Source organism: Arthrobacter sp. JCM 19049 (assembly GCF_001310435.1).
Map to the genome: position 1 here is coordinate 1 of NZ_BAXF01000691.1, position 930 is coordinate 930.

Below are 930 nucleotides of genomic sequence, written 5' to 3' on the forward strand. Positions count from 1 at the left end.
TTCCTGGGTGAGCTGCTGCGCGAGGGCGGCAAGCCGCGCGACGTCAGAACCGCGATGCCGCCACCGCCGCAACCACCACGCTGGCCGCCGCCAACGGGGTCTGGGCGGTGCGCGTGCACGACGTGCAGTCCAGCCGCGACGCCATCGAAGTAGTGAAGGCGCATGGATCGCATTAGCGTCACCGGCATCACCGCCACCGGCCACCACGGGGTCTTCGAGCACGAGAAGCGCGAAGGCCAGCCGTTTACGGTGGACGTGGTGCTGCACACCGACACCACCCGCGCGGCGCTGAGCGACAACGTGACCGATACCGTGCACTACGGGGAAGTCAGCGCGCTGGTCGTCGGCCAGATCCAGGCCGGGCCCTGGGACCTCATCGAGAAGCTGGCCGAACAGATCGCCCAGGCGATCCTCACCGGCTACCCCAGCGTGGCGCGGGTCGACGTCACCGTGCACAAGCCCCAGGCCCCGATCCCGGTGCCCTTTGACGATGTCACCGTGGCGATCAGCCGCGTGCAGAGGGAGCACCGCGCGGTGCTGGCGCTGGGCTCGAACCTGGGCGAGAGCCGGCAGACGCTTCAGGCGGCCGTGCGCGAACTGCAGGACCACCCGCAGGTGCGGTCGAAGCCGTGTCCCCGCTGGCGCTGACCAAGCCGGTGGGCGGGCCCGGGGCCAGCCGGACTACCTGAACCAGGTCATCGCCGTGCGCACCACCCTGGACCCGCACCAGCTGCTGGATCTGTGCCAGCAGGTGGAGCGGGAGCACCACCGCACCCGCACCGTGCGCTGGGAGGCGCGGACCCTGGACGTGGATGTGATCACCTATGACCAGCTGGTGCTGCAGGACGAGCGGCTGACCCTGCCGCACCCGCGCGCGCACCTGCGCGGCTTCGTGCTGGCGCCGTGGAGCTGGATGGACCCCGACGCGGT

General features: G+C 70.8%; 2 protein-coding genes. Both read left to right on the plus strand.

Features of this window, described 5'->3' with window-relative positions; translation table 11 throughout:
* Nucleotides 1-162: 162 nt before the first annotated feature.
* Nucleotides 163-648: a dihydroneopterin aldolase gene (gene folB / locus JCM19049_RS15545; RefSeq protein ID WP_279403374.1), complete on the plus strand. Its 486-nt coding sequence runs from the start codon at nt 163-165 to the stop codon at nt 646-648.
* Nucleotides 649-703: 55 nt separating this feature from the next.
* The coding region (gene folK, locus JCM19049_RS15550) for a 2-amino-4-hydroxy-6-hydroxymethyldihydropteridine diphosphokinase (protein WP_279403375.1) at nt 704-930 on the plus strand (227 nt) is incomplete at its 3' end.